We start from the raw sequence: 23113 nt of genomic DNA on the forward strand, positions 1-23113 counted from the left end.
TAGGGGCTTATTGTCCGCTGGGGTTTCAGCACATTGCGGCTGACCCTACCCCTGACATGGGTTGTTCGCGAGGAGTCTTTCTAGTGCTGCATACCTTCGTTTTCTTCGAGCCCGGCATGAAACTGCGAGTTCTCTAATTGAAGAGTCGTATGGCTAATATGGAATGTCTGGCTCATCAGTCGCGTCACCTCAGCCAATATATCCTGCTCGGTACGGGAGGAACGTTGGACGACAAGGTGTGCACTCATGACATTCTTGCCGCTGGTCAAAGCCCAGATATGCAGATCATGGATATCCTCAACGCCTTCAACCGCCCTGATTCTCGCCTCCACTTCAGCGATATCGATACCCTCTGGAACCCCCTGCAACAGGATGTTCATGCTTTCTTTAAGCAAAACCCAAGTTCTGGGTAGAACCCACAACCCGATAGCTGCGGCAACAATCGAGTCAACCCAAGTCCATCCGGTAAAGCGAATGATCAATGCTGCCCCTATCACGCCTATGGAGCCCAGCATGTCACTCCAAACCTCCAGGTACGCGCCTTTGACATTGAGGCTTTCGTCACTGGCAGACATCAGCAAGCGTATTGAGACAAGGTTCACAACTAGCCCTATCACTGCGACGATCAGCATGCCTGTCGATTGTATTTCTGTCGGAGTCTTAAACCGCTGGTAGGCCTCGTACAGGATGTACACTGCCACCATGAACAACAAAATCGCGTTGAAAGCAGCTGCTAGGATCTCAAATCGTGCATAGCCAAATGTCCGTTTTTTATCCGCAGCGCGCTTGGCGATCTGAATAGCGACCAATGAAATAGCCAGGGCAGTGGAATCGGTCAGCATGTGAGCTGCGTCGGATAACAACGCCAAGCTGCCGGTAATGAAAGCCCCAATGACCTCCGCGATCATAAAGCTTGTCGTTAACGCCAGAGCGATCCACAATTTTTTCTCGTGTCCTGCACGTGCTTGACCGTGACTATGACCAGCGCTCATATGTCTCTCCATGTGTGTAAGCGGATGTGACTACGACTCAGACGTCGCCGAGGGAGCACTCTTCGCTAAGAAGAGATGCCAGCTCTTGAGAAAGAGGCATCACCTGAAAAGCACTGACTCGGGCACGACCAGTATTCCCCGATGGCACCCATACTTTAGAAAATAGCAGTGCAGCGATGACACGTGGTATTTGTCCCAAGACCTCCCGAGGATCTTGTGCCCTGATGCCCACGTACAACATCAAGACGTGGGACTTTGCATGTAGCAAGGTGCGGCGTTGCGTAAGGATGTGGGTGCGTTCGAGCCAAGAGTAAGCGCGCCCATAATCTCGGGACCGAATCGCGATACGAGCCTCGTCGAAACCCTCAATAATTGCCCGGTGCAACATCTCTTTCATACTCAGCCTCCGGACTATTTTTTCAGCAAGCGCAGCCCATTCAGCACTACCAACAGGCTGACACCAACGTCTGCAAACACTGCCATCCACATGGTGGCCAAGCCCATCAAGGTGAACACCAGAAACACTGCCTTGACGCCCAGGGCGAAGAAAATATTCTGCTTGAGAATCGCAGCAGTCTGTCGTGACAGACGGACAAAGGCCGGGATCTTTCGCAGGTCATCATCCATCAGCGCGACGTCTGCCGTTTCAATGGCTGTTCCTGTACCCGCAGCAGCCATGGCGAAACCGATCTGCGATTTGGCCAAGGCCGGTGCGTCGTTGATCCCGTCACCGACCATGCCGACCACCTGGTTACGGTTCTGCAACTCACCAATGGCAGCCAGCTTGTCGGCGGGCAGCAAGTTTCCTCGCGGCTCATCAATTCCGACTCGTTGAGCAATGGCCTGCGCCGTGTGGGCGTTGTCCCCCGTGAGCATCATGGTTTTAATGCCCAGCTCGTGCAGTTCTTTAATCGCGGTCTGGCTGGAATCCCTCACTGTATCGGCCACGGCAAACAGCGCAAAGACCTGAGTGGTGCTGGTCAACGCCACCACGGTTTTGCCCTGACGCTCCAGCTGATTCAGTGAAGCCTCCAGCTGCGGCGTAGCGAGCCCCAGTTCATTGATCAGCCGATGGTTTCCAAGGTGATAGAGCTGCCCTTCAATCATGCCCTTCACCCCACGACCGGGAAGTGCCTCAAAGTTATCTACTTGCTTGAGCGTTGATGTGTACAGGGCCTCGTGCTTGGCTATCGCCTGCGAAACCGGGTGATCCGAGCGCGCACCGAGACTGGCGGCAATGATTTGCGGCGCGACGTATGAAGTCTCGGAGAGCGGGAGGTAATCGGTTTGCACCGGTTTGCCGTGGGTGATCGTCCCGGTTTTATCCAGCGCGACGAAGCTCAGCTTCGCGCCAATTTCCAGGTAGACGCCGCCCTTGACCAAAATCCCCTTGCGAGCCGCTGCCGCCAGACCGCTAACGATCGACACCGGCGTGGAAATGACCAGCGCACAAGGGCAGGCAACCACCAGAAGTACCAGGGCGCGATAGATCCAGTCAGTCCACAATCCCCCCATAAACAAGGGCGGGAACACAGCAATGGCGACGGCGAAGAAGAACACCGCTGGCGTATAAACCTTGGCGAACTGATCGACGAACCGCTGGGTCGGTGCCCGCGAACTTTGCGCTTCTTCAACCGCGTGAATGATTCGCGCCAGGGTCGTATGGCTGGCCTCGGCCGTCACCCGGTACTCGAAGGAGCCTGATTCATTGATGGATCCGGCATACACAGGATCATCGACCTCTTTCTCGATTGGCAGGCTCTCCCCCGTGATAGGTGCCTGGTTGACCGTAGAGTTGCCCGAAGTGACTTCGCCATCCAGGCCGATGCGTTCACCGGGGCGTACCCGCACCAGTGCGCCGATCTTGACCGTTTTCACGTCGACTTCCAGCCAGCTGCCATCCGGCTGGTGCACGGTGGCCCGATCCGGGGACAAGTCCATCAAGCCCTTGATCGCATTGCGTGCGCGATCCAGCGACTTTGCCTCGATCATTTCGGCAACGGTAAACAAAAACATGACCATCGCCGCTTCGGGCCACTGGCCAATCAATACGGCTCCCGTCACCGCGATGCTCATCAAAGCGTTGATGTTAAGGTTGAGGTGTTTAAGCGAGATCCAGCCTTTCTTGTAAGTCGTCGGCCCGCAGAGAGCGATGGCGAATAAGGCGACGACCGCTACTACCCATTCAGGGGCCGTATTGGTGAAGTGCAAGACTTCCGCGCCTACAGCTGCGACACCGGACAGCGCCAATGGCCACCAATAGTTTTTACGGTGTGGTGCATCCTGCACCCCGACTTGTGGCGTATTGGCGTCGGCCACCTTGCCATCATCGGTCAACGGTTCGGCGTGCATGCCCAGCGATGAAACGGCCGCCTCGATACCCCTGGTATCCGGCAGTGCGTGCCAGACCCCCAGAGTGCGATTCATCATGTTGAATTCCAGCTTCTGTATTCCCCTCATCTTGCCGAGCTTACCCTCGATCATCGTCTGCTCGGAGGGACAGCACATTTGCCCTATACGAAAACTGCTGAAGCGAGCGCTATTGCCGGCATCCGCTGGAGAAGCTTTTGCTGCACAAGCGCTTGCGCCTCCCGCGCCGGATGGCGGGCAGCAAGCGTCGGTAAAGAGATCGTTATCAACCGGGGCGGCAGATTTACTCGATTCAGCCAGGGTGTACAAGGTGGATGCCGGTGTTACGGCAGCACAGCTTGATTTGCTGCCATCCGCAGCAGGAGAGCAGCAACCGGCGCCTTCTGCCTTGGTTGGCTCCGGGCCGACGTCCAAGGTTTTCGCAGCGCAGCAACTGCCCTTGGGTGGGTTCTGGACTGCATTCGTATCGCCAGTCGTTGCGGCGGGTGTACAGCAACCTGTCAGCGCTTTCGGATCAAATGCCTTCACGCTGGCCTGACTTTCAGGTGTTTGCTTATCACCGCAACAACTTTTCATAAGGACACTCTCCACAAGTTATGGTGAAGAGTGAACACCCTATAGCCACTATAAGGTCAAGCGCATTATCGCGACTGCCAAACTTTTTTCAGCATTGCCGCTCGTGACTAGCGCGATTGGTTGATCTCGCTCCAAATCAGATCATAGAGCTGCTGGGCACCGAAGTTGGTCAGCGGCTTACCGTTGACGAAGAATGTCGGTGTCCCGCGTACGCCTACGGTTTTCGCATCGGCGGCATCCCGTTCAATAGTGGCTGTGATTTCTGGGGACACCATTTCTTCACGAGCCTTGGCCACGTCTAAGCCTGCTTGAGCAGCAGCGTCCCATGCGGCTGAAGCCTGTGCATCATCATGCCACTGCGGTTGGGCCTCTAGGACAGCTTCAAGTACCGGTGCAAATACGCCCTGTTTGCGTGCGGCCTCCAAAAGCCGGATGGCTTCTTCAGAACCTTTGTGAAGCTTCACATAACGCAGCACAAGACGAACGTCGGTTGGGTGCTGGGACATCATCTTTTTGACGATGGGATAGAAGGCACGACAGCTTTCACACGACGGGTCGAAAAATTCGACAATCGTCACCGGGGCGTTGGCAGGACCGAAGCTTGGCGAATTAAAGCGCTCCAGAGCGCTGTTTTCCGGCACGGGCGCGGTGGCCTGAGGCACAGTGGAGGCACGATCATAAAAAAATGCAGCGACTGCGAAGCCGACTACGGCAAGGACGCTGATGGCGATGACGACGGTGCGTCTGCTCATACGGTAAATCTCCGGCGGATAAGAACAAGAAGAACAATCAGGAGGCTGAATACGCCCAGCGATAATAATGGCAGCGGAACACCACTGAAGATGGTCATATCAGCGCCAGAGCAAGACGGGCCTGCTCCACAGGGTTTGATGGTTTCGGGGATCAATCCGAAATAAAGCAAGTTGTGATACAGCGCGATGAGCCAGCCCATAACGGCTAATGGCAATGCATAACGCCAGACGCCCGCGTCCGACATGCAGCAAGCAACACCCAGCACCAGAACGAGGGGAAACATGAATGCTCGTTGAAACCAACAAAGAACACAGGGCACTTGCCCCATGACTTCGCCGACGAACAACACGGCAAGCGTTGATACAAGGGCAAGCAGCCATGCGCAAAGTAGGAGTGTCCATACCCCGGATTGACGTGGTTGGTGTGTGGTTTCCATCGGATCAAAGCCCTTTATGTCGGGGTGGTATAGGCGCGCACGGATTTGCTTATCGCCTGAAGCGAGTAGAATGAAGGTTCTAGCGACTATAAGGTCAAGCGAAATGAGTGCGGCCACTTACACGGTCGGTGCCTTGGCGAAGGCGACCGATACCAAAGCAGTAACCATCCGCTATTACGAGCAGTCAGGACTGCTGCCTTCTGCCGGAAGATCACCTTCCGGCTACCGCTTCTACACGGATGAAGAGCGCAACCGGCTATTGTTCATTCGCCGCAGCCGCGCACTGGGTTTCAGCCTGGATGACATTCGTGAGTTGCTGGGCCTTGCTGATCGACGCGACGCTTCCTGCGCTGCGGTGGACGCAAAAGTCGAAGGGCAATTAGAGCAGGTTCGAATGCGTATTCGAGACCTAAAAGGTTTAGAAGCCGAACTGATACGACTGAGCGTTTGCTGTCAGGGTGGCGTGATTGAGCAATGTCGCATCATTGAGTCGCTGTCGAGTCGCAGTTAACTGACGAAGCTCTTCGTCAAAATGAAGACAGCAGAATGGCGGCATCTAGTGCCGTCCGAAATAGACCAAACGACTATTTCAGTGACTGGCGGGCCGAGGCAGGGCTATAGAAATCAAAGCGGCGAGTGCACGAATGCACTCGATATCCATAAGCACGCACCCAGCCCATACACCTGATAAATCCAACCGGAAAGCACTGTGCCTATCAACCGTCCCATGGCGTTCGACATGTAATAAAAACCCACATCCAGCGACACGCCATCTTTCGCGCCAGTGGTGAAAGTCATCCACGAGAAGCTGGGCATTCGCCACGGTGCGACAGCGATGTGGTCCGCATTGAAGCCAAATTTCGATGAGTACGTGTGGGTATAAGTGACTAGAACGGATAGAAACGTAGACAATAATTCTCCGGCGCAGAAAAGTGGATCAGGATCTACCGCTCTAAAGGGGATTTATGCTATCAGTATTGTGCGACTACTGGAGGCTCAGGTTGTAATGGCAGTAAAAGACCTGAGCAAGGATATAGACCTGGAACATTGATAAATATGTCAACAAGTATTTTATTCTTTCCCGCTTCAATGCCAGACGAAACACTCCAGTCTCGTATCTCAAGATACCACATGCTATCTGGAAACCGATCCGAGAATGAAACATTTAGGGATATCTTCGACACCGCTCCCTTTGCAATGCGAATCATCCCAAATAGGATTGATGATCTGGCTTCTCGCTTACCTGGAGACAAAGACCTCAATCTTAATGAGTTACTTCTTTTCAACACCATATTGCCTGTATACAAACCGTTTTTGGGCATATCAAAAGGCAATGATGAGCTCCGTGATGAAAGTATTATTTCTGCGGTAGCAAGAATTCCTCGAAGGGAAGTCAGCGCTCATAGCATGGCAAAAATATGTCTCTCATGTGTGCAAGATGACCTTATTGAAACAGGTCATTCGTTTTGGCACCGCGCGCACCATATACCTGGAGTAACAGCTTGTTGGCGACATGGAGAAGAGTTGCTTCAGGCTTGCCCAAAATGCTCGCATCCATTTTATCGTTCGAATAAATTACTACCCAGTCTCTCCGCTCAATGTGTCTGCGGATGGAGCCCATTAAGCTCACACTTACCCAAAACTGGGCTAGAACTCGAACAGAATTTTGCGCTATTTGCTAAGGAACTGCTTGATCGCAATCTCCCAGCAGTAAAAAGCGAAGTCTTGGCGGCATTTTATACCCGGCAAGCAAAAAAAATGGGTTTTACCCATGGGCAGTTCATGTCTCGTGCCAAATTATTTGAAAGTATCCAATCAACATTTGGACCTGAATTGTTGGCAAAAATCGATAACGCATATGCCGCAGGTAAGCATAATCAATGGATCCGAACTACGACAGTTAATGGCTTGCTCGATATGCCGATCACACGGCATCTCATCATGGCTTACCATTTATTTAAAACTGTGGATAGCTTTGAGAAAAAACTCGCAACTGAGTCATTACTCTTTAGTTGTAATAAAGGGCTACAGACACAACCAAAGGCCCCTTCGTTAAGCAAGCGAAAACTTCACCGCCAAAAAGTGACTCAGCTCATCGAGGCGAGACCTGGACTGAGCTTAGACTACTTGTGGGCCAATGCATATCAGGCGACGCTCTGGCTTATTGCTAACGATAAACCATGGCTTACGGAAATCCTTGCGAATGGCCCTGTAACAAAAGCAAAGACAGAGCAACACGCAGATCGTCGTGATGAAGAATATGCGAAGATCATCGCTGAACGGGTCGAAGAGCTCTATAATTTCAGCCAAAAACAGATTCGAGTTAATATAACCAACATGATTGCTTTATTGCCGAGTAGGGTTCCACCGAGCCCTGCAGATCGGAAAATTCTGTTTCCGCGCGTAGCTCAACAGTTGGAAATCCATCACGAATCTTCATGGCATTTTCACTTAAGAAGAGCCATTTGGGCTTTGTCGGAAATGTCCCGTTTAAAGCTCCCCCCTAATACATCCAGTCTACAATTATTGACCTCCGTACCTATCCAGGCTTGGAATGCATTAATCAATCATTTCGAGTGGGATCTAGAAAAATTTATGAGCACAGGTGTCAATCCCGAGTCACTACTTGCAACAACCAATGTTAGCCGACAGTGGAAAGGCCCTCCTGGTCACCATGGGCCTATGGGGGGTAGGTCTTATATTGCGATAAAATCAGGGAAGGAAGGTGCTCCAGACTATTTTTAACGGTAAGTGCAATAATTTATGCAAGAAATCGCTTACGCCATACGCCTGTGATTTGATTTCCAATCAATTAGGTCTAATGCACGCAGTTTTGTAGAGCCATGCTGTAGTGACCGGTTTACCTTCTCGCATTAATTGCTGTTCCGCCCATTGCAATCGGCGCTGATGAAAGTTGTCACGGCTCTCGCAAACTGACGTCAGTGCAGCCGCGCACATCGGAAGTTTCTTAAGCTGCTTCTCGAATCGAGCAATGGTATCTAGTTCTCGACCAATCCGGGTTTGAGTAATCCGAATCGGCTTGCCGGGCAGCGCGCGAAGACTTTCTGCACAATCAAAGATTTCGGATGCAAGGTAAGGGTCAAGCTGACGAAACGGACTATTCCGTCGCCGATTGCTTCCATGACGACTAAGCAGATTGCACCGCTGGGTAAGCCATGCCTGATCATGCCTGTATAGCCACATATAATCAGAACACTCATGAGCCAGACGATCTTGATACTGGCTCTCAAAACGATCCCGCCGTTGAGCAAGACATCTTTCAAATTTGCACTTTTTCCACCGCTCAGCACCCTGCTCGTGCGCTCGAATGCCGCGATAAACACTGGCAAGGGACATATCCAATTTTGATGCGATTTCTGTCGCTTCCATTCCTTTTTCCGCCCATGCCCAAATCGAATGATGAAAAGCAGTTTCAGTACCAGATTTACATTGCGCAGCTTGTTCGCAAGGTAGATAGGGAATCGGTAAAGGGAGTGGCGACGGAATTCCCATGGCCATCGCGTTTAGAGCAATGTCTTCCCTGATGAAAAGTTGGGTGACGTCTACGTTCAGCGCACTGGCAAGGAGGATGTACTTCAGAGGATGGTGAGTGCCTCGCGGTTTTCGCAGAAGCTTGGTCACCCAAGACGCAGGAGTTTCATTCGGATCGCTTGCAAGAATAGAGAATTCGCCGGTGGTTGGAAGACGGTGGAAATACGCGTCCATGTGTCGCGCCAGCGGCCCCAAACGCAGCCGACCATGATGGACCAGCTCCAGAGCTGCCGCACCGTCTAGAAGTAACTTTCGAACTCTGTTCGCAGACTGCGGGGACGCATTGGCCTGAAGCACCTCAAGTGAAAGTTGAGCAATCTCTAATAGCTCGCGGCGTCGATCTGTGGGGATTTCTAAGGGCAAAGCGCGCGATTGGACGGCATCGTCCTCGGGAAGCAAGAGCCTCTTCCTGCAACAAGTCAAACTGCGGTGATCCAGGACCACCAACGGCTCCACGTGATGAGGACAGATAAAGACGCCTGGAAGCTGGTGTACACGATGCCAATATGCGACCCCCATAATCGCATCGTCCTGATCTAAGCAGGTGGGGCAAAATCGAACTCTCGACGCATTTTCAAGGCGACTTGCGATCAACCCCAACCTGAGTTTGAGTCCTCCACCTCCCCGATGTGCCATCTGCTCTTGGGCATGTTGAAGCTGATGTACAGACAGGAAGGGCTGGTAGTACGGCAGGAGAGTGTGACGTTCAATTACTTGGGCTACGGACAAGCCGACACTGTGTGGCAATTCGTCCACGAGCTTAGCGAGGTGACAGGGAAAAGGGACATTCTCCGAAAAGCTCCCTTCCCACAGAGTATTGGCGAATATCTCGCTGCGTGCCCCTAAACCATAAAGCCGCACGTACCTGGACAAAACGCTGTGCAGCGTTTCGTCAGGGAAGGGCTCAGGAAAGAAATGAAAGCTGTGCTTCATTTCACATCCCCTATTGTTTACCCCTTGCGGTACAGCGGCGAAAACTCAAACAAGTCCTGATTCAGCCATCCTGCATTTTGCATTGCCCTTAGTGGGTCTTCGCTGCTGCTTATAGTTCGGGCCATTGATGTTTCAGTAACCACAGCAGCGGCGAGTGTGTTCGTCTTGGTGACGCTCTTCGCTGCATCAGGCGTGCTTGGTGGAATACTAGGCCTCTGCTTCTTGACACTGCGCAGCAATGCCAGACGATCCGGCCGTGGCACAAAGTCGAAAGCCATCATGTCAGCCAGCTGTTCGTCAATCGGAAGCAGATCTTCAAACTGACTCATCCGCTTTGGGTCGCGACTGCGCAACGCAGACAGCGCGGGCTTCAGTATCTGCATCTTGGAGTCGCTGACGCGCCTTATGTCTGCTGCCGTTATGCACTCCGAACCGCTTTGAATCACGTAGCGTTGTGTGAGCACAAGCAGCTTCACCAGAAAATCCGTTACACCCTGCGTATGGTCGTAGAGCGTATCGTAGATGTCGTCAGTCAAGTCAGCTCGCTGTTGGCACCATTGGTAGCTCCAAAGGTTCTCGACCAGCATTTTCCACTCGTCATCTTCCTTTTCAAATCGCTTGAATTCGATGATTCCAGCATCGCAGCAGCGGCGTGCGTTTCTCAACACACCTGAGAAAAGGCTGACCATCGAATTAGTGCCGATGAAGACGACCGGTATACCGATGTTATTTACTAGGTGCAGAAAGAAATTCAGCATGCTGTCTTTGCCGCCTGTCTTGGCAAAATGCAGATTCTGAATCTCATCGATGAGCAGCGCGCCAATGAAGAATGTACTCGCAACCTGGGCCATCAGCTGCAGCGAGTCATTAATGTTCCTGGCTCGAAACCGCTGATGGTAATCCTCATCGCCCAACGCTTTCCCAACAGCGATAAAGAACTCCTGACAGAACCCGGCAAGAGAACCGTCCCGAGGACAATCAAGCTTCAACCAAGTGATCTGTGTATGAACGAACTGTTTACCCTCGTAGCGTTCATGCCTGATGGTTTGGGGGTAAAGGCTGAGGATGGCCCATAATGCTGTCGATTTTCCGATGCCGCTCAGCCCAACCAAGCTGAATGTCTCCGCAGTCGATTTAAATCCATCATGGTACCGCTGAGCTCCAGAGAGCGAGTGAAGGTGCCTGACAGTCGCTGGTGAGGTCGGGTTGCGCCCCACATAGCCTCGCCGGATCAACAGTGAGATCAACGACTCAAGTTCCAAGTGAATCAGCATTGGCTGGATGACAGACCGCAAGCGATCGATGCAATGGATTCGCGTTGAGCGTTCCAGTGCCAGCTCCTCTGGAGTCGCTTCATATGGAAAATTAGCGATGAGCCCCATCGCCGCTTCATCCGAGAGGATTGGCGGCAATGCTTCGATGAGCGGGTTGCCTGCATACTCCGGAATCGGTTGCTTGGTGTAACAGGCAAAAATTTGGACGCCGTTCATGGCTTCTTACCTGGGCGAATTCGTTTGAGCATATCTATCACTTGGGCGCTGCGAGCACCGGCGTAATGCTCAGGAGGATCTTTAGGAGACTGCGGCGCATTTACACCGACGCTGCGGACGCCCTCCGGAACCTGAGCCTCTGCTCGTTCCCGGAAACGCTCCTCCGCCCGATTCTCACGAATATTGCCGATGTGCTCAGCTTTCGTTTTAGGAGCTGTCGCCTCGTTTTTCTCTTTCAAGGCAGTGTTTACCAAACCATCAATCTCATCGTTAAGAGAGATCCTACTCTCTAGCTCAAACCGTTTATGCGTCGGCGGAGTTTGACGATAGGCCTCGAGCATATCGTAGATTTCATCAGTGCGATAACTCGCATATTTTCGATCTGAATATCTTAAATCGCAGCGAACAAATTGTTTATCATCCCCTTGAATCCAAATGTGGTCCGCTGAGTTTGGATCGTACCAACATTGAATCGACCAGACACCTTGACTTCGCGCTTTTGCAAGCCAGTTCTTATCAACGACCATGTCGCTTATGTAATACATACCCTTGAACAACACACCTCCCTTTTGAACCGTCCCATTGTCCCTAGGGAGTAAATGTAGATAAATCAGGTCATCGGACCGATAATTAGGCTCAACAAAATCATTTTCCAATGCCCAGTTCCAAATGGACAAAGGGGTAGGTGCAACATTGTCAGCAACCATTTGCTTTGTGAGTCTTTTAGGCTGGCGATTGAATCTATTGTAATGCAGCACACACTTAATGATGATTTTGGTGAATTCTTTCATATTAAGGGTCGCGTCCAAGCGGTAATCCCGCTCACCTCTTTCTTTCTCCCGTGCTGCCACGCCACCGGGCAACCACCGGATGCCCGTCAAAGAGTTCAGGATGTTGAACCTGCTTTCCACCATCGACTTCCAATCTGGGCGATACGGCGGTGCGATACCCAGTTCGATGCCAAGGCCCATAGCAAGTCCCTCGGCTGCTGTCCCAAGCATTTCCCCCCGGTCGGCGAACACCTCGTGAGGTAGGTGGTGGCAGGGCCAATCAGCAGGTTCGATTGTGACGCCATTCAGAGCACAGAAGTCTTGCTTTGACGTAAAAGCATTGAAAAGCGCCTGGCGCGCACCGTTCCAGCTCGGACCTTCCAAACCGACATAGAGGCCGACAATCAGGCCAGAAAAGCTATCGATGACTACATAAATCACTGGACGCCCGATGAGCATGTGGCGAGAGTAACTGTTCACCAAGTAGACGTCGGCAATCGTCGCATCAATCTCAAACTGATGACATGGTCCGCGAAGCTTATCCTGGACGGCACCTGATAAAGGGCGACGGTCTTTCAACCATTTTTTTTCCCCCATCCGACCGCGTTCAGTCGCCACCACATCGAAGAATTTCTTGCCCTGATAATCGAACTGGCGAAAAGAAGGTATTTCTGTTGAAGGTAATAAACGTGAGCCAGCTTCAGGATTCTTAGAAAGATCCTTCTCTGTATAAAACTTGGCTAGCATTTTATGGTAAGCATCAGTTAGAGATGCTTCTTCATTGTCTACATAGAGCGCATAACCTACCTTGATGCAGCACTTATCCACAGGCTCCAAAAACTTGTTCCGCGGCAACTCAATTTCCTGAAATTTGGGTTTCCTGCCTGGGGGTCTCTCTGGATTGTACACTCGCTCGGACTTTCCGACGCTTGTGTAATTTTTCAGAAGAGCATTTCGTATTTGACCATTTATCCAGTACTTACATAGAAGCCGATAAATTTGTTTGCGATGTATCTTAAGCTCGACTGCGCGTGCTGCCACGAGCCGTACCAGTTCGTCGGAAAAATATACTTGACCCGGGACCTCAGAGATAATCAGCGGTGAAATAACATTCCATTTATTATCCCTATCTGACTTTTGTTTCTCGTCGAGAGACTCTTCTAGCACCAGTAAATATTCCGGTGTTTTTATCGTAGCAGTCTTCGTATCTCCAGCTAAAATAGATGCCTTTATTTGTTGCAATCCCAATATAAAGGGTAACCGAGGTGGATTTGCCGTCATCTCGATAAGGCAAACTGCGTCTTGCATCTCATCTAGCCACAAAACCCGAACCAAAGCAGCTATAGCTGAGTGCTCAGTTACAGGTTCCAAAACGTCATTGATTTTGATTTTCATAGTGCGCCCTCCGCAGTCTTCCGATAGGGAGATGTATCCTCGACTATTAGCAATTCTGGGAGAGGTAATCCCATCTGTAAAGGCGCACGTATCAAGTCGAGTTTAATACGCTTATGCCAGATCAAGTAATGATATAGAGCTCTTGAGTCCTGATACGAAATGAACAATTTCGTTGCAACTTTTTTCAAAACTTGAGCGGTGGTCCAAGGATAACCTTGAAATCCCCTTAGACTGAGGAGAAAGTCTATCACCACCGTAGGTTGTGTTAATGCACGAGGTATCTGGGCAAATTTTCGCAGTAAACCTAGATTTTGAACCAGCTCAACGGTAAAGCCAGCTTCCGTAACGATTGTCCAATCCACGCCTTGTGAATTCCAAAACTCCTTTTCGATCTCTAGCTTCTCGCGTGTCCTGTCGGCCCTTTCACCCACAAGATCGCTTTCGTATTTGACTGTGCGGGCTACAGTACCAAAGCTTCCATCTGGCTTTATGACCGTCAAGAGAAAATCCGTCGTCATCACATATGGAACTGAGCTCTTTGGGAAGTTGGGGTACTTCAAGCCCATCGCACTGGCCTGGGCCTGTGCGCTACCTCTTGGGAGCAAAGGGTATTGTTCACGGATGTCGACAACGTCTTCCGAAAATTCGCAGACTAAAAAGTAGCCGTATTCGAGATTAGAAAGTAGGTGGTGCAGACGATCGACCTTGATCCCTTGAACTTTTCGAGAATGTCCTTGAGAGGGTACATCCTGCACGCGTAGCCACGGGACGTAGCTGGCTCCAGCCCCTTGGCCGAATCCATTTGAAATGTGCCGATCAACGTCGGCTTCTGTGGCAAACCTGCGACCGCGCAACCCCGACCTCCTGCGCTCCCTGCCGCACTGCAAACCTTTCGTCTCGAAAATAGGTATAGGAAAAAATCTGCACCATCTCGAGATGGTGATCAGCGTTCTCCAGCTTACCCCTTGAGTGAAATGAAGCAGTGAATCTGGACAAATGGCGCTTTAAGAAAAAGAAAACCCCCTGAATTCAGGGGGTTAGCCATTGTGACAGACTATGTTGTTCGGAGACACACTATGTTGTCTGGAGACAAACTATGTTGTTCTCAACCAGCTAACGTGACCTGTGGATAACTTATTCCACCGTCACCGACTTCGCCAGGTTGCGCGGCTGGTCGACGTCAGTGCCTTTCAACACCGCCACGTAGTACGAGAGCAACTGCAGCGGAATGGTGTAGAGGATCGGCGACAGGATGTCGTGGATGTGCGGCATCTGCACGACGTGAGTGCCTTCGCCGTTGGTCATGCCGGCCTGCTCGTCCGCGAAGACGATCAGCTCGCCGCCACGGGCGCGAACTTCCTGGAGGTTGGACTTCAGCTTCTCCAGCAGTTCGTTGTTTGGCGCCACCGTCACCACTGGCATGTCGTTATCCACCAGCGCCAACGGACCGTGTTTCAGCTCGCCAGCGGGATAGGCTTCGGCGTGGATGTAGGAGATTTCCTTGAGCTTGAGGGCACCCTCCATCGCGACCGGGAATTGCGCGCCACGACCGAGGAACAACGTGTGGTTCTTCTCGGCGAACAGTTCGGCGATTTTTTCCACTGTGCTGTCCATCGCCAGGGCTTCACCCAGGCGGCTCGGCAGGCGACGCAGTTCTTCGACCAGGGTGGCTTCAACACCGTCGGCCAGCGTGCCGCGGACCTGGCCCAGGGACAGGGTCAGCAACAGCAAGCCGACCAACTGAGTGGTGAAGGCTTTAGTCGAGGCCACGCCGATTTCGCGACCGGCCTGAGTCAACAGCGTCAGGTCCGATTCACGTACCAACGAGCTGATACCGACGTTGCAGATCGCCAGGCTCGCCAGGTAGCCCAGCTCTTTGGCGTTACGCAGGGCGGCCAGGGTGTCGGCGGTTTCACCGGACTGGGAAATGGTCACGAACAGGGTGTCGTCCTGCACGACGACCTTGCGATAGCGGAATTCGCTGGCGACTTCGACCTGGCAAGGAATACCCGCCAGCTCTTCGAGCCAGTAACGGGCAACCATGCCGGCGTGGTAGCTGGTGCCGCACGCGACGATCTGCACGTTGCGCACTTTGGCGAACAGTTCGGCAGCCTGTGGGCCAAACGCCTGGACCAACACCTGGTTCTGACTCAGGCGACCTTCCAGGGTGCGCTGTACCACGGCCGGTTGCTCATGGATTTCCTTGAGCATGTAATGGCGGAATTCGCCCTTGTCGGCGGCTTCCGCCCCGTCACGATATTGCACGGATTCACGCTCGACGACTTGGCCGTCAACGTCCCAGATCTGCACGCTTTCGCGGCGAATTTCCGCGATATCGCCTTCTTCAAGGTACATGAAACGATCAGTGACCTGGCGCAGCGCCAATTGGTCGGAGGCGAGGAAGTTTTCCCCCATGCCCAAGCCGATCACCAACGGGCTGCCGCTACGGGCTGCGACCAGACGGTCCGGTTGCTTTGCACTGATCACCGCCAGGCCATAAGCGCCATGCAGCTCTTTGACAGTCGCCTTGAGGGCCACGGTCAGATCGCCCAGATCCTTGAGCTTGTGCTCCAGCAGGTGAGCGATGACTTCGGTGTCGGTGTCCGAGGTAAAGACGTAACCCAAATCTTTGAGTTGTTCGCGCAGCGCTTCGTGGTTCTCGATGATGCCATTGTGCACCACCGCCAGATCACCGGAGAAATGCGGGTGAGCGTTACGTTCGCAAGGCGCACCGTGAGTCGCCCAGCGAGTGTGGGCGATGCCCAGTCGACCGACCAGAGGTTCGCTTTCGAGGGCCTGTTCCAGCTCACTGACCTTACCCGGGCGACGCGTGCGCTCAAGCACTTCGTTGTTAGTGAAGACTGCTACACCCGCGCTGTCATAGCCGCGGTATTCCAGGCGTTTGAGGCCTTCGAGCAAAATGGCGGTAATGTTACGTTCTGCGACTGCACCAACAATTCCACACATGCTATTTCTCCTGACTGACAGCTGCGCAAATCAGCGCGATGCCGCGGGCCTGAATCTGATCCCGTGCCTCGAGCGGCAAGCGATCATCGGTAATTAGGGTATGGATGCTGCTCCATGGCAGCTCCAGGTTGGGAATCTTGCGGCCTATCTTGTCGGCTTCCACCATCACCACCACTTCACGGGCGACCTCGGCCATGACCCGGCTCAGTCCCAGCAGTTCGTTGAAGGTGGTGGTGCCGCGTACCAGGTCAATGCCATCGGCTCCGATGAACAACTGGTCGAAGTCGTAAGAGCGTAGTACCTGCTCGGCAACCTGCCCCTGAAAGGATTCGGAATGCGGGTCCCAGGTACCACCGGTCATCAACAGCACCGGCTCGTGTTCGAGTTCGCTCAAGGCATTGGCGACATGCAGCGAATTGGTCATCACCACCAGGCCCGGTTGTTGGCCGAGCTCCGGGATCATCGCCGCAGTCGTACTGCCACTGTCGATGATGATTCGCGCATGCTCACGAATCCGCATAACGGCTGCGCGAGCGATTGCCTGCTTGTATCTGGAAATCGGTTGACCGAGATCGGCCACCAGTTCCTGAGGCATGGTGACGGCGCCGCCGTAACGGCGCAGCAGCAACCCATTGCTTTCGAGCGCCGCCAGATCCTTGCGGATCGTAACTTCTGAGGTTTCGAAGCGTTTGGCCAGCTCATCCACACTGACTTCGCCCTGCTCATTAAGCAGCGCGAGGATGTTGTGACGGCGTTGAGGAGTATTGCGCTTCGACATAAGTTTCGATTCGAAAGATAACGGAAGCAATCAAAACCTATTGTCGAAACTTCGTCAAGCGGGAAGTGATAAAACGACCTGTGGATAACAGGCCTTGTGGATAAAATCACTGCGGGTAAGTCGGGTCGCCGTATCGCTCGTGCCTATCAAGTTAAAGTGTTCACACACGCTGTGGATAACCAGCGATGTGGATAACTCTAGGCGGCAGGAGCAAGCGGGCCGGTGGTCAGACTTGCCCGCGAGGACAATTTTATCCACTGTGGATAACTTAGCTCTTCTTCTTTTTCTCTGGCCGCTTCCAACCGTCGATGTTTTTCTGGCGCGCTCTACCCACAGCCAATTGTGAGTTATCCACATTCTGCGTAACGGTCGAACCGGCCGCCGTGGTTGCCCCGGATCCGATATCCACAGGCGCCACCAACGAGTTATTGGAACCGATGAACACATCTTCACCCAACACGGTCTTCCACTTATTGGCGCCGTCATAGTTGCAGGTAATGGTACCGGCGCCGATATTGGTGCGTGCACCGACCTCGGCATCGCCCAGGTAAGTCAAATGACCCGCCTTGGCGCCTTCACCCAGATGAGTATTTTTCAGCTCAACAAAGTTACCCACATGTGCCCGGGCCTCCAGTACCGTGCCTGGACGAATACGGGCGAACGGACCGGCATCGCTGCCTTCACCGAGCATAGCGCCTTCGATATGGCTGTTGGCCTTGATCACCACGCCTTTGCGCAGGGTACTGTCCTTGATCACGCAGTTCGGACCGATCACAACGTCGTCTTCAATGACGACCTTGCCTTCGAGAATCACGTTGATATCAATCAGCACATCACGACCCACGGTCACTTCACCGCGCACATCGAAACGTGCCGGGTCTCGCAACGTCACACCCTGAGCCATCAAGCGGCGACCCGCGCGCAATTGATAATGGCGCTCAAGCTCGGAGAGTTGCTTGCGATCGTTGGCGCCCTGCACTTCCATTGCATCGTGAGGCTGTTCGGTAGCCACCACTAGACCATCGCTGACCGCCATGGCGATCACGTCGGTGAGGTAGTACTCGCCCTGGGCATTGTTATTCGACAGACGGCTCATCCAGTCGCCCAGTTTTGCGAAAGGCAGGGCCAGGATGCCGGTGTTGCCTTCGCTGATCGCGCGTTCGGCTTCGTTGGCGTCTTTCTGCTCGACGATGGCCGTCACCTGGCCAGCGGCATCACGGACGATACGGCCGTAACCGGTAGGATCGTCCAGCTCGACAGTGAGCAAGCCCAGCTGTTGCGGCGCTACCTTGGTGAGCAGGCGCTGGAGGGTTTCGACCTCGATGAGCGGCACGTCACCGTAGAGAATCAGAACAGTGTCGGATTCGATGAACGGTACGGCCTGGGCCACGGCATGGCCGGTGCCGAGCTGTTTGTCCTGAAGGACAAAATTCAAATCATCGGCGGCCAGACGTTCACGCACCGCTTCAGCGCCATGGCCGATCACGACGTGGATACGCTGCGGATCAAGTTGCCGGGCGCTGTGGATAACATGGCCGAGCATCGAATTGCCTGCAATTGGATGCAGGACTTTTGGCAATGCCGAACGCATGCGCGTGCCTTGACCGGCAGCGAGGATAACGATTTCTAGGGACATGACTGGCTACCAATCCTGGGTGGTCAGCGGCTGCGACCAAGTTATGAATGTCGGAAAAGAAAAAAGGGTAGCCGAGGCTACCCTTTTTAATCAATCGCGCAACAAGCTATGGCCTTTTAGTGGCCGAACTTCTTGCGGATCTGCTGGACGGTGCGCAGCTGAGCTGCAGCCTCGGCCAGACGTGCGGCGGCAGAACCGTAATCGAATTCCGCGCCCCGCTCATGCAAGGCCTTCTCGGCAGCCTTTACGGCTTCCTGAGCGGAGGCTTCGTCCAGGTCGGCAGCACGTTGCACGGTGTCGGCAAGAACCTTGACCATGTTCGGCTGAACCTCGAGGAAACCGCCGGAGATGTAATACACCTCCTCTTCCCCGCCCTGCTTGATCAGGCGGATCGGGCCCGGCTTGAGATTAGTGATCAGCGGCGCGTGACCCAGGGCGATACCAAGATCACCCAGTGCACCGTGCGCAACCACCATCTCGACCAGGCCGGAGAAGATTTCCCCTTCCGCGCTGACGATATCGCAATGGACTGTCATAGCCATCTGATTGCCTCAACCTAAATTAGCGCCCGTTGCCGAGCGCCGGGATTACAGTTTCTTGGCTTTCTCGATCGCTTCTTCGATGCCGCCGACCATGTAGAACGCTTGTTCTGGCAGGTGGTCGTAGTCACCGTTGAGGATGCCTTTGAAGCCAGCAATGGTGTCTTTCAGGGAAACGTATTTACCCGAGGCACCGGTGAAGACTTCAGCCACGAAGAACGGCTGCGACAAGAAACGCTGGATCTTACGAGCACGGTTTACCAACTGCTTGTCGGCTTCCGACAGCTCGTCCATACCCAGGATCGCAATGATGTCCTTCAGTTCTTTGTAACGCTGCAGAACATACTGTACACCGCGAGCGGTGTCGTAGTGTTCCTGGCCGATCACGTTCGGGTCCAGCTGGCGCGAAGTCGAGTCGAGTGGATCGACCGCCGGGTAGATACCCAGGGAAGCGATGTCACGGGACAGAACGACGGTGGCGTCCAAGTGGGCGAAGGTGGTCGCTGGCGACGGGTCAGTCAAGTCATCCGCCGGTACGTATACCGCCTGGATCGAGGTGATCGAACCGTTTTTGGTCGAAGTGATACGCTCTTGCAGAGTACCCATCTCTTCGGCCAGGGTCGGCTGGTAACCTACTGCGGAAGGCATACGGCCCAGCAGTGCGGATACTTCAGTACCGGCCAGGGTGTAACGATAGATGTTGTCGACGAACAACAGAACGTCGTTACCTTCGTCACGGAACTTCTCGGCCATGGTCAGGCCGGTCAGTGCTACGCGCAGACGGTTACCCGGCGGCTCGTTCATCTGACCGTAAACCAGTGCCACTTTGTCCAGAACGTTGGAGTCCTTCATCTCGTGGTAGAAGTCGTTACCCTCACGAGTACGCTCACCCACACCGGCGAACACGGAATAACCGCTGTGCTCGATGGCGATGTTACGGATCAGTTCCATCATGTTTACGGTCTTGCCTACACCGGCACCACCGAACAGACCGACTTTACCACCCTTGGCGAACGGGCAAACCAGGTCGATAACCTTGATGCCGGTTTCCAGCAGGTCGTTGCCGCCCGCTTGTTCAGCGAAGGTTGGCGCAGGACGGTGAATGCCCCAGCGCTCTTCGGTGTCGATCGGGCCAGCTTCGTCGATCGGGTTACCGAGGACGTCCATGATCCGGCCCAGGGTCGCTTTACCGACCGGTACGGAGATGGCTGCGCCAGAGTCGGTGACTTCCAGACCGCGCTTCAAGCCTTCGGTGGAACCCATCGCAATGGTACGAACCACGCCGTCGCCCAGCTGCTGCTGAACTTCCAGGGTGGTTTCAGCCGCGCTTATAACTTTCAGCGCGTTGTAGATGCTCGGTACGCTGTCGCGTGGAAATTCCACGTCGATAACGGCGCCGATGATTTGAACGATACGTCCGCTACTCATAGCTGGATCCTCTGAATATTTGAACCGTTAAACCGCGGCAGCGCCGCCGACGATTTCCGAGATCTCTTGGGTGATCGCAGCCTGACGCGCCTTGTTGTAGACCAGCTGCAAATCGCTGATCAAATCACCGGCGTTGTCGGTAGCGTTCTTCATCGCGATCATCCGCGCAGCTTGTTCAGCCGCGTTGTTCTCGACCACCGCCTGGTAGACCTGCGACTCCACGTAACGGACCATCAAGCCGTCAAGCAGCTCTTTGGCGTCCGGTTCGTACAGATAATCCCAGTGGTGCTTGAGTTCCTTTTCCGGGGTCGCCACCAGTGGAATCAATTGCTCCACCGTAGGCAGCTGCGTCATGGTGTTGACGAACTTGTTGGACACCACGGACAGGCGATCAATACGGCCGTCCAGGTAGGCATCCAGCATCACCTTGACGCTGCCGATCAAGTCATTGATCGACGGCTCTTCACCCAGGTGGCTGATAGCTGCAACGACGTTACCGCCGAAGTTGCGGAAGAAAGCCGCACCCTTGCTACCCACTACACACAGATCGATCTCGACGCCGTTTTCGCGGTTTACCGCCATGTCCTTGACCAGGGCCTTGAACAGGTTGGTGTTCAAGCCACCACACAGACCACGGTCACTGCTCACCACAACATAACCGACACGCTTTACTTCACGGTCGAGCATGAACGGGTGGCGATATTCCGGGTTGGCGTTGGCCAGATGGCCAATAACCTGGCGGATGCGCTCCGCGTAAGGACGGCTAGCAGCCATGCGCATTTGTGCCTTGCGCATTTTACTGACCGCCACTTTTTCCATGGCGCTGGTAATCTTTTGCGTGCTTTTGATGCTCGCAATCTTACTGCGAATCTCTTTTGCGCCTGCCATGTAACACCTATCAGGTTAGCAAGCGGGAGCCTCGCGGCTCCCGCTGCGGCTTACCAGGTTTGGGTGGCCTTGAACTTCTCGATACCGGCTTTCATGCCAGCGTCGATTTCGTCATTGAAGTCACCCTTCACGTTGATCTTCGCCATCAAATCGGCGTGATCGCGGTTGAAGAAAGCAATCAGCGCTTGTTCGAAGCTGCCGATCTTGGCGATTTCAACGTCAGTCAGGAACCCACGCTCAGCGGCATACAGCGACAGCGCCATGTCAGCGATCGACATTGGTGCGTATTGCTTCTGCTTCATCAGCTCGGTAACGCGCTGACCATGCTCAAGTTGCTTACGGGTCGCTTCGTCCAGGTCAGAAGCGAACTGGGCGAATGCCGCCAGTTCACGGTACTGAGCCAGAGCGGTACGGATACCACCGGAGAGCTTCTTGATGATCTTGGTCTGAGCGGCACCACCCACACGGGATACCGAAACACCGGCGTTCACAGCAGGACGGATCCCGGAGTTGAACATGGCCGATTCCAGGAAGATCTGACCGTCGGTGATGGAAATCACGTTGGTCGGAACGAACGCGGAAACGTCGCCAGCCTGGGTTTCGATGATCGGCAGTGCGGTCAGGGAACCGGTTTTGCCGGTCACTGCGCCGTTGGTGAACTTCTCTACGTATTCTTCCGAAACGCGGGATGCGCGCTCCAGCAGACGGGAGTGGAGATAGAACACGTCGCCTGGGTAAGCTTCACGGCCTGGCGGACGGCGCAGCAGCAGGGAAATCTGGCGATAAGCCACTGCTTGCTTGGACAGATCGTCATAAACGATCAGCGCGTCTTCACCGCGGTCGCGGAAGAATTCACCCATGGTGCAACCGGAGTACGGTGCCAGGAATTGCAGTGCTGCAGATTCCGAAGCGCTCGCAGCCACGACGATGGTGTTAGCCAGTGCGCCGTTTTCTTCCAGCTTGCGAACCACGTTGGCGATGGTCGATTGTTTCTGACCGATCGCTACGTAGACGCAGAAAATGCCGCTGTTTTTCTGGTTGATGATCGCGTCGATCGCCAGAGCGGTTTTACCGATCTGACGGTCACCGATGATCAGCTCACGCTGGCCACGGCCGACAGGGATCATGGCATCGACAGCCTTGTAGCCAGTCTGTACAGGCTGGTCTACCGACTTACGCCAGATCACGCCTGGAGCAACTTTCTCGACCGCATCGGTCTCGGTGTTGTTCAGTGGACCTTTGCCGTCAACCGGGTTACCCAGTGCGTCGACTACGCGACCCAGCAGTTCCTTACCAACCGGAACTTCGAGGATGCGGCCGGTGCACTTGGCGCTCATGCCTTCAGCCAGAGACTGGTAGGAGCCCAATACAACGGCGCCTACGGAGTCTTGCTCCAGGTTGAGAGCCATACCGAAGACGCCGCCCGGAAACTCGATCATCTCGCCGTACATGACGTCGGCCAGACCGTGAATCCGCACGATACCGTCAGATACGCTGACGACAGTGCCTTCGTTACGGGCTTGGGAGGTCACATCGAGCTTGTCGATGCGGCCCTTGATAATTTCACTTATTTCGGAAGGATTGAGTTGCTGCATTGCTCTGCTGCCCCT

General features: G+C 53.8%; 18 protein-coding genes and 1 pseudogene. 2 read left to right on the forward strand and 17 right to left on the reverse strand.

The features are described from left to right. Positions 1–80 precede the first annotated feature (80 nt). The 5 genes from BZ163_RS33860 to BZ163_RS33880 form a co-directional block, all read right to left on the reverse strand. Complete coding sequence (locus tag BZ163_RS33860; protein ID WP_128874584.1) at positions 81–992, reverse strand: cation diffusion facilitator family transporter; 912 nt, start codon at positions 990–992, stop codon at positions 81–83. 37 nt (positions 993–1029) lie between these two features. Next, positions 1030–1389 (reverse strand): DUF3703 domain-containing protein, encoded by a 360-nt coding sequence (locus BZ163_RS33865; RefSeq protein WP_128874585.1) that lies wholly within the window; start codon positions 1387–1389, stop codon positions 1030–1032. A gap of 14 nt (positions 1390–1403) precedes the next feature. After that, positions 1404–3500, reverse strand: coding sequence for a heavy metal translocating P-type ATPase (locus tag BZ163_RS33870; RefSeq protein ID WP_128874715.1), 2097 nt, complete (start codon positions 3498–3500; stop codon positions 1404–1406). A gap of 545 nt (positions 3501–4045) precedes the next feature. After that, the gene (locus BZ163_RS33875; protein ID WP_128874586.1) at positions 4046–4690 is read right to left on the reverse strand and encodes a thioredoxin domain-containing protein; all 645 of its coding nucleotides are present in this window, start codon (positions 4688–4690) and stop codon (positions 4046–4048) included. Beyond that, complete coding sequence (locus BZ163_RS33880; protein ID WP_128874716.1) at positions 4687–5127, reverse strand: disulfide bond formation protein B; 441 nt, start codon at positions 5125–5127, stop codon at positions 4687–4689. The genes BZ163_RS33875 and BZ163_RS33880 overlap by 4 nt, the downstream gene beginning before the upstream one ends. A gap of 103 nt (positions 5128–5230) precedes the next feature. Here BZ163_RS33880 and BZ163_RS33885 point away from each other — a divergent pair, with 103 nt between their 5' ends. Further along, the gene (locus BZ163_RS33885; protein ID WP_128874587.1) at positions 5231–5638 is read left to right on the forward strand and encodes a helix-turn-helix domain-containing protein; all 408 of its coding nucleotides are present in this window, start codon (positions 5231–5233) and stop codon (positions 5636–5638) included. A 78-nt stretch (positions 5639–5716) separates the two neighbouring features. Here BZ163_RS33885 and BZ163_RS33890 read toward each other — a convergent pair. After that, a pseudogene (locus tag BZ163_RS33890) lies at positions 5717–5904 on the reverse strand (MFS transporter); the annotation flags it as partial. Between the two features lie 279 nt (positions 5905–6183). On the opposite strand from BZ163_RS33890, the gene BZ163_RS33895 reads away from it, so the two are divergent. Beyond that, positions 6184–7872 carry a TniQ family protein gene (locus BZ163_RS33895; protein ID WP_128874588.1) on the forward strand — a complete coding sequence of 563 codons (1689 nt, stop codon included), beginning with the start codon at positions 6184–6186 and terminating at the stop codon, positions 7870–7872. A gap of 63 nt (positions 7873–7935) precedes the next feature. Here the strand turns inward: BZ163_RS33895 and BZ163_RS33900 are convergent, their stop codons facing one another. The 11 genes from BZ163_RS33900 to atpA form a co-directional block, all read right to left on the reverse strand. Further along, positions 7936–9612 carry a TnsD family Tn7-like transposition protein gene (locus BZ163_RS33900; protein ID WP_128874589.1) on the reverse strand — a complete coding sequence of 559 codons (1677 nt, stop codon included), beginning with the start codon at positions 9610–9612 and terminating at the stop codon, positions 7936–7938. 17 nt (positions 9613–9629) lie between these two features. After that, on the reverse strand, positions 9630–11102 hold the full coding sequence (locus tag BZ163_RS33905; protein ID WP_128874590.1) for an ATP-binding protein: 1473 nt from the start codon (positions 11100–11102) through the stop codon (positions 9630–9632). Then, complete coding sequence (locus BZ163_RS33910) at positions 11099–13267, reverse strand: Mu transposase C-terminal domain-containing protein (protein ID WP_128874591.1); 2169 nt, start codon at positions 13265–13267, stop codon at positions 11099–11101. The genes BZ163_RS33905 and BZ163_RS33910 overlap by 4 nt, the downstream gene beginning before the upstream one ends. Further along, on the reverse strand, positions 13264–14121 hold the full coding sequence (locus BZ163_RS33915) for a TnsA endonuclease N-terminal domain-containing protein (RefSeq protein WP_128874592.1): 858 nt from the start codon (positions 14119–14121) through the stop codon (positions 13264–13266). Before BZ163_RS33915 ends, BZ163_RS33910 begins: the two co-directional genes overlap by 4 nt. A 280-nt stretch (positions 14122–14401) precedes the next feature. Further along, a complete protein-coding gene (gene glmS / locus BZ163_RS33920; RefSeq protein WP_128874593.1) occupies positions 14402–16234 on the reverse strand; it encodes a glutamine--fructose-6-phosphate transaminase (isomerizing) in 1833 nt (610 codons plus the stop codon). 1 nt (position 16235) lies between these two features. Continuing rightward, entirely contained in the window at positions 16236–17012 is a 777-nt protein-coding gene (locus BZ163_RS33925; protein ID WP_128874594.1) for a DeoR/GlpR family DNA-binding transcription regulator, read from the reverse strand. A 268-nt stretch (positions 17013–17280) separates the two neighbouring features. Beyond that, positions 17281–18648 carry a bifunctional UDP-N-acetylglucosamine diphosphorylase/glucosamine-1-phosphate N-acetyltransferase GlmU gene (gene glmU, locus BZ163_RS33930; protein WP_128874595.1) on the reverse strand — a complete coding sequence of 456 codons (1368 nt, stop codon included), beginning with the start codon at positions 18646–18648 and terminating at the stop codon, positions 17281–17283. A 116-nt stretch (positions 18649–18764) separates the two neighbouring features. Continuing rightward, positions 18765–19190, reverse strand: coding sequence for a F0F1 ATP synthase subunit epsilon (locus tag BZ163_RS33935; RefSeq protein WP_010465460.1), 426 nt, complete (start codon positions 19188–19190; stop codon positions 18765–18767). A 45-nt stretch (positions 19191–19235) separates the two neighbouring features. Further along, positions 19236–20615, reverse strand: a complete 1380-nt coding sequence (gene atpD, locus BZ163_RS33940) for a F0F1 ATP synthase subunit beta (RefSeq protein WP_128874596.1) — start codon at positions 20613–20615, stop codon at positions 19236–19238. A gap of 27 nt (positions 20616–20642) precedes the next feature. Continuing rightward, on the reverse strand, positions 20643–21503 hold the full coding sequence (gene atpG / locus BZ163_RS33945; protein WP_064680521.1) for a F0F1 ATP synthase subunit gamma: 861 nt from the start codon (positions 21501–21503) through the stop codon (positions 20643–20645). A 50-nt stretch (positions 21504–21553) separates the two neighbouring features. Further along, positions 21554–23098: a F0F1 ATP synthase subunit alpha gene (atpA, locus tag BZ163_RS33950; RefSeq protein ID WP_008155713.1), complete on the reverse strand. Its 1545-nt coding sequence runs from the start codon at positions 23096–23098 to the stop codon at positions 21554–21556. Positions 23099–23113: the final 15 nt, after the last annotated feature.

Origin of the sequence: Pseudomonas sp. VI4.1 (assembly GCF_002029345.1) — a bacterium.
GTDB lineage: Bacteria > Pseudomonadota > Gammaproteobacteria > Pseudomonadales > Pseudomonadaceae > Aquipseudomonas.

Bases quoted from the DNA above. Each gene is read 5' to 3' on its own strand.
- BZ163_RS33885 (WP_128874587.1), top strand. From the start codon at position 5,231: ATGAGTGCGGCCACTTACACGGTCGGTGCCTTGGCGAAGGCGACCGAT.
- BZ163_RS33925 (WP_128874594.1), bottom strand. From the start codon at position 17,012: ATGTCGAAGCGCAATACTCCTCAACGCCGTCACAACATCCTCGCGCTG.
- BZ163_RS33905 (WP_128874590.1), bottom strand. From the start codon at position 11,102: ATGAACGGCGTCCAAATTTTTGCCTGTTACACCAAGCAACCGATTCCG.
- BZ163_RS33895 (WP_128874588.1), top strand. From the start codon at position 6,184: ATGTCAACAAGTATTTTATTCTTTCCCGCTTCAATGCCAGACGAAACA.
- BZ163_RS33880 (WP_128874716.1), bottom strand. From the start codon at position 5,127: ATGGAAACCACACACCAACCACGTCAATCCGGGGTATGGACACTCCTA.
- BZ163_RS33860 (WP_128874584.1), bottom strand. From the start codon at position 992: ATGAGCGCTGGTCATAGTCACGGTCAAGCACGTGCAGGACACGAGAAA.
- glmU (WP_128874595.1), bottom strand. From the start codon at position 18,648: ATGTCCCTAGAAATCGTTATCCTCGCTGCCGGTCAAGGCACGCGCATG.
- BZ163_RS33865 (WP_128874585.1), bottom strand. From the start codon at position 1,389: ATGAAAGAGATGTTGCACCGGGCAATTATTGAGGGTTTCGACGAGGCT.
- BZ163_RS33870 (WP_128874715.1), bottom strand. From the start codon at position 3,500: ATGTGCTGTCCCTCCGAGCAGACGATGATCGAGGGTAAGCTCGGCAAG.
- atpA (WP_008155713.1), bottom strand. From the start codon at position 23,098: ATGCAGCAACTCAATCCTTCCGAAATAAGTGAAATTATCAAGGGCCGC.
- BZ163_RS33900 (WP_128874589.1), bottom strand. From the start codon at position 9,612: ATGAAGCACAGCTTTCATTTCTTTCCTGAGCCCTTCCCTGACGAAACG.
- atpD (WP_128874596.1), bottom strand. From the start codon at position 20,615: ATGAGTAGCGGACGTATCGTTCAAATCATCGGCGCCGTTATCGACGTG.
- atpG (WP_064680521.1), bottom strand. From the start codon at position 21,503: ATGGCAGGCGCAAAAGAGATTCGCAGTAAGATTGCGAGCATCAAAAGC.
- BZ163_RS33935 (WP_010465460.1), bottom strand. From the start codon at position 19,190: ATGGCTATGACAGTCCATTGCGATATCGTCAGCGCGGAAGGGGAAATC.
- BZ163_RS33875 (WP_128874586.1), bottom strand. From the start codon at position 4,690: ATGAGCAGACGCACCGTCGTCATCGCCATCAGCGTCCTTGCCGTAGTC.
- BZ163_RS33910 (WP_128874591.1), bottom strand. From the start codon at position 13,267: ATGAAAATCAAAATCAATGACGTTTTGGAACCTGTAACTGAGCACTCA.
- glmS (WP_128874593.1), bottom strand. From the start codon at position 16,234: ATGTGTGGAATTGTTGGTGCAGTCGCAGAACGTAACATTACCGCCATT.